This window comes from Curtobacterium sp. HSID17257 (assembly GCF_003989515.1).
In the GTDB taxonomy this organism is placed as follows: Bacteria; Actinomycetota; Actinomycetes; order Actinomycetales; family Microbacteriaceae; genus Curtobacterium.
Genome location: NZ_RBLU01000179.1, coordinates 1 through 4,725, shown reverse-complemented (window position 1 = coordinate 4,725; position 4,725 = coordinate 1). Strand labels below are relative to the sequence as shown.

The window sequence follows — 4,725 nt, the reverse complement described above, 5'->3', positions numbered from 1 at the left end:
CGGCTGCGGGGGCCGCCACGGGCCCTCGCCGCCGGCGGTGCCGCCGTCCTTGCCGTCCTGGCGCTCACGGCGACGGAGGTACTGCTCGAACTCCTGCGCGATCGCGTCGCCCGACGCCTCGGGGGAGTCGACCGTGTCGCGGGCCTGCTCGAGCTGGCCGATGTAGCTGGCCATGTCCTCGGCGTCGGCGGCGAGGGCGCCGATGCCCTCCTCCCACCCGGTGGCCTCGTCGAGCAGGCTGCCGCGCGGGACCGTGACGTCCGCGAGCTCCCCGATCTTGCGGAGCAGGGCTGCGGGGGCCGCCACGGGCCCTCGCCGCCGGCGGTGCCGCCGTCCTTGCCGTCCTTGCGCTCACGGCGACGGAGGTACTGCTCGAACTCCTGCGCGATCGCGTCGCCCGACGCCTCGGGGGAGTCGACCGTGTCGCGGGCCTGCTCGAGCTGGCCGATGTAGCTGGCCATGTCCTCGTCGTCGGCGGCGAGGGCGTCGATGCCCTCCTCCCACTCGGTGGCCTCGTCGAGCAGGCTGCCGCGCGGGACCGTGACGTCCGCGAGCTCCTCGATCTTGTCGAGCAGGGACAGGGTGGCCTTCGGCGACGGCGAGTTGTGCACGTAGTGCGGGACCGAGGCCCAGAGGGAGAGCGTCGTGAGCCCGGCGGTGTCCATCGCGTCGGAGAGCACGCCGAGGATGCCCGTCGGGCCCTCGTACGACGACCGGTCGACGTCGAACGCGGCACGGACACCGGCGTTCTCGCTCGACACGAACACGGAGATCGGACGCGTGTGCGGGACGTCGGCGAGCATCGCCCCGACGAACACGACCGCGTCGATCGAGTACACGTCGGCGAGGTCGATGATCTCGGCGCAGAAGCCGCGCCACGTGCGCGAGGGTTCCGGACCGACCAGGACGAAGACGTCGCGCTCGGTCTCGGAGCCGGCGGCACCGAGCACCGGGCGACCCTCGGCGCCGGGGCCGTGCAGCACGATGCGGGGCCAGCGGACGGCGCGCGAGCCGTCCTCGGCGGTGCCGATCTCGGGCCGGTTGAACTGGTAGTCGACGTACCGCTCGCCGTCGATCTCGCGCAGCTCGTCGAGCTCCAGCGCGTCGACGATGCGGCGTGCGAGGCCGCTCGCCGCCTCGCCGGCGTCGTTCCAGCCCTCGAAGGCGACGACGAGCAGGCGTCCGTCGCTGAAGGGGGAGTGCTGTGGCACGGAGGGGCCTCCTGGTGGTGGAGCGGGGCGCACGCGGTGCTCGCGCGCGGCCGGACACGGTCGATCACCCAGGATAGGCCGGAGCCGGCCGCGGGCACCCCTCCGTCCGCCCCGAGCGGAACCGCGGGGTCGGTCGGCGCCCCGGTAGACTCGTCGCCCGTGACCGCCCAGCACCCCGAACGCGTCCTCCCCGCAGCCGTGCTGTGGGACATGGACGGCACGATCATCGACACCGAGCCGATCTGGCAGCAGTCCCAGGTCGAACTGACCGACCGGTACGGCGCCGAGTGGACGCACGAGGACGGCCTGTCGCTGGTCGGCAGCGGCCTCGAGCGGTCGGGCGAGATCCTCCGCGACCGGGGCGTCGACATGGAGGTCGAGGAGATCGTCCTGTGGATGACCGACTACGTGACGGAGCGCCTGCAGGGCGGCGAACTGCCCTGGCGTCCGGGCGCCCGTGAACTCGTCGAGGAGCTGCACGACCGCGGCATCCCGACCGCACTCGTGACGATGTCCCGCCGCACGATGGCGCTCGTCACGGCCGACGCCCTCGGGGCCCGCGGGTTCCGCGTGGTCGTCGCCGGTGACGACGTCGACCGCCCGAAGCCGTACCCGGACGCGTACCTCGCCGCCGCGGCGCAGCTCGGGGTCGACCCCACCGCGTGCGTCGCGATCGAGGACTCCGCCACCGGCGTCGCCTCGGCGGTGGCGTCCGGCGCCGTGACCGTCGCGGTCGAGCACATCGTGCCGCTGTCCGAGATCGCCGGCGGCGACGTGCACCTGACGACGCTGGCGGACGTGGACGTCGACCGCCTCGTCGAACTGACCAGCCCGGCCCTCGCGGCCCGTACCGAGACGGCGAACCGATGACCGAGCAGTCCCAGCAGCCCTCGCAGGACGACCTCGTCGCCCTGCCGCACACCGCGGGCGGCGCCCCGCACACCCCGCCGCGCGGCCCGTTCCGCGCCGGTGACCGGGTGCAGCTCACCGGTCCGAAGGGCAAGCTCACGACGCTCTCGCTCGAGACCGCCGGCGAGTACCACACCCACCGCGGTGTGCTCCGGCACGACGACGTGATCGGGCAGCCCGACGGCTCGGTCATCCGGGCGAGCACCGGGGACGAGTACCTGGCGCTCCGCCCGCTGCTCAACGACTACGTCATGTCGATGCCCCGCGGTGCGGCCATCGTCTACCCGAAGGACGCCGCCCAGATCGTCGCCTTCGCGGACGTCTTCCCCGGCGCCCGTGTCGTCGAAGCCGGCGTCGGCTCGGGAGCGCTCTCGCTCTTCCTGCTCCGGGCGATCGGGCCGACCGGGCAGCTGCAGTCGTTCGAGCGCCGCGAGGAGTTCGCCGCCATCGCCCGGGGCAACGTCGGCACGTTCCTCGGCGCCGTCCCGGACAACTGGTCGGTGACCGTCGGTGACCTCGTCGAGGAGCTCCCCGGCGCCACCGAGCCGCAGAGCATCGACCGCGTGGTCCTCGACATGCTCGCGCCGTGGGAGTGCGTGGACGCCGCGGCGGACGCCCTCGTCCCCGGCGGGCTCATCGTCTGCTACGTGGCGACGGTCACGCAGCTGTCCCGCACCGCAGAGGCGCTGCGCGACACCGGGCGCTTCACGGACCCGCAGTCGAGCGAGACCCTGGTGCGCACCTGGCACGTGGAGGGCCTCGCCGTCCGACCGGACCACCGCATGGTCGGCCACACCGGGTTCCTCGTGACCGCGCGCCGCCTGGCCGACGGTGTCGTCCTGCCGAACCTGAAGCGTCGCGCAGGCAAGGCCGAGTTCTCGGACGAGGACGTCGAGGCCTGGACCCCCGGCGCCGTCGGCGAGCGGTCCGCCAGCGACAAGAAGCTGCGCAAGGTGGCCCGCCAGGCTGCGGCACAGGCGCGCAAGGTCGCGGCCGCCGAGGCCGGGACGGGCGCGGGCGAGGTCGCCCCGGACACCTCGCACGATGCCGCCGACGGCGACCGCTAGGCTACGCATGCCCGTCCAGCACCGAACGGAAAGAGGGTCCGTGCGCACCATCCCCGCACTCCTGGTCACCATCGGCCTCGCCGCGTCCCTGACGGGGTGCGCCGCCAGCGGGGCCGGTTCGGCGCCGTCCGCGTGCCCCGCCCCCGGTGCCGCCTCGGCAGCGGTGACGGCGACCGGTGCGTTCGGCAAGGAGCCGAGGGTGTCGGTGCCCGCCGGGCTGACCACGAAGGGCACGCAGGTCTCCGTCCTGCGCTCCGGCGACGGCCGACAGGTCGAGGAGGGCACGCCGGTCCTCGTCGAGTACACGCTGGTCGACGGCGCCACCGGTCAGGTGGCGCAGACCAGCGGGTACTCCGGTCAGACCGCCCCGATCACCGTCGGCGCCGCGAAGTTCGGACCGCTGGGTACCGCGCTCGAGTGCGCCCACGTCGGCGACCGGCTCGCCGTGGCCCTGCCGAAGAGCGGACTGAGCGGGAGCGCCACCAGCACGTCCGGCACCTCGGAGAAGACCGAGGACGCCGTCGTGGCGGTCATGGACGTCAAGCAGGCCTTCGATGCACGGGCAACCGGTACGCCGCAGCTCGCCGGTGACGGCATGCCCGCCGTCGTCCTGGCGCCGTCGGGTGCCCCCGGCATCACGATCCCGTCGTGGAGCGCGCCGAAGGACGACGCCCTGCACCTGCTCCGCAAGGGGTCCGGGGCGGAGCTCACCGCGAAGGACACCGCGGTCATCAAGTACACGGCCGTCTCGTGGGCCGGCAGCAACGGCGACTCCTCGGTCGTCGCGTCGAACTGGACCGACGGCTCCGGCGCCCAGGCGATCCCGCTCGCGAAGGGCCAGCTCATCGACGGCGTGCGGAACGCGGTCCTCGGCCACCGCGTCGGCGACCAGGTCCTGGCGATCGTGCACCAGCAGGACGGCACCACGGCGTACGTCATCGACGTGCTCGGGAAGATGCCCGCCTGAGCCGCGACCGTCCCTCCACCGACCCTGCGCGGGTGCACTCCGGTGCACCCGCGCTGCCGTAGGATCGGGCTCGTGCCAGCCACCCGAGCCCCCCGCGTCCCCGCCGAGGAGCGGCTCTTCAGCCTCGTGCTCGCGCTGCTCTCAACCGAGGCCGGGCTGACGAAGGCGGAGATCCTGGCGAACGTGCAGGGCTACCGGCAGCGGTTCTCACCCGGTGGGGACAACGCGTCGCTCGAGCGCCAGTTCGAGCGTGACAAGGACGACGTCCGCGACCTCGGCATCCCGCTCGAGACGATCGAGACCCCGGGCGCCGCCGGCAACAACCAGACGCTGCGCTACCGGATCCCGAAGGGCGAGTACGACCTGCCGCTCGACGTCCGGTTCACCCCGGACGAGTCCGCACTGCTGTCGCTCGCCGCGATGGCGTGGCGCGAGGGCGCACTGTCCACGGACTCCCGCCGGGCGCTGCTCAAGGTCCGTTCCGCCGGCGCCGACGACGACGGGTCGAGCGCGGCGCGGGGCGTCGCCGGCATGGCTGCGTACGCGCCGCGGCTCCGCGCCCGTGACGCCA

At 73.7% G+C, this 4,725-nt stretch carries 3 protein-coding genes and 2 pseudogenes; 4 read left to right on the top strand and 1 reads right to left on the bottom strand.

The window, feature by feature from the left end; genetic code table 11:
* Positions 1-356 precede the first annotated feature (356 nt).
* Positions 357-1,211: pseudogene (locus D8M35_RS15630) on the bottom strand (proteasome assembly chaperone family protein); the annotation flags it as partial.
* Between the two features lie 159 nt (positions 1,212-1,370).
* Between D8M35_RS15630 and D8M35_RS15625 the strand changes: the two are divergent.
* From D8M35_RS15625 to D8M35_RS15610, 4 genes and pseudogenes are all read left to right on the top strand, one after another.
* Positions 1,371-2,081, top strand: a complete 711-nt coding sequence (locus D8M35_RS15625) for an HAD family phosphatase (protein ID WP_238638274.1) — start codon at positions 1,371-1,373, stop codon at positions 2,079-2,081.
* Positions 2,078-3,187, top strand: coding sequence for a tRNA (adenine-N1)-methyltransferase (locus D8M35_RS15620; RefSeq protein WP_238638273.1), 1,110 nt, complete (start codon positions 2,078-2,080; stop codon positions 3,185-3,187). The genes D8M35_RS15625 and D8M35_RS15620 overlap by 4 nt, the downstream gene beginning before the upstream one ends.
* 40 nt (positions 3,188-3,227) lie before the next feature.
* On the top strand, positions 3,228-4,154 hold the full coding sequence (locus D8M35_RS15615) for an FKBP-type peptidyl-prolyl cis-trans isomerase (protein ID WP_126892647.1): 927 nt from the start codon (positions 3,228-3,230) through the stop codon (positions 4,152-4,154).
* A gap of 72 nt (positions 4,155-4,226) precedes the next feature.
* Positions 4,227-4,725, top strand: a pseudogene (locus D8M35_RS15610) (WYL domain-containing protein); the annotation flags it as partial.

Bases quoted from the DNA above. Each gene is read 5' to 3' on its own strand.
- D8M35_RS15620 (WP_238638273.1), top strand. From the start codon at position 2,078: ATGACCGAGCAGTCCCAGCAGCCCTCGCAGGACGACCTCGTCGCCCTG.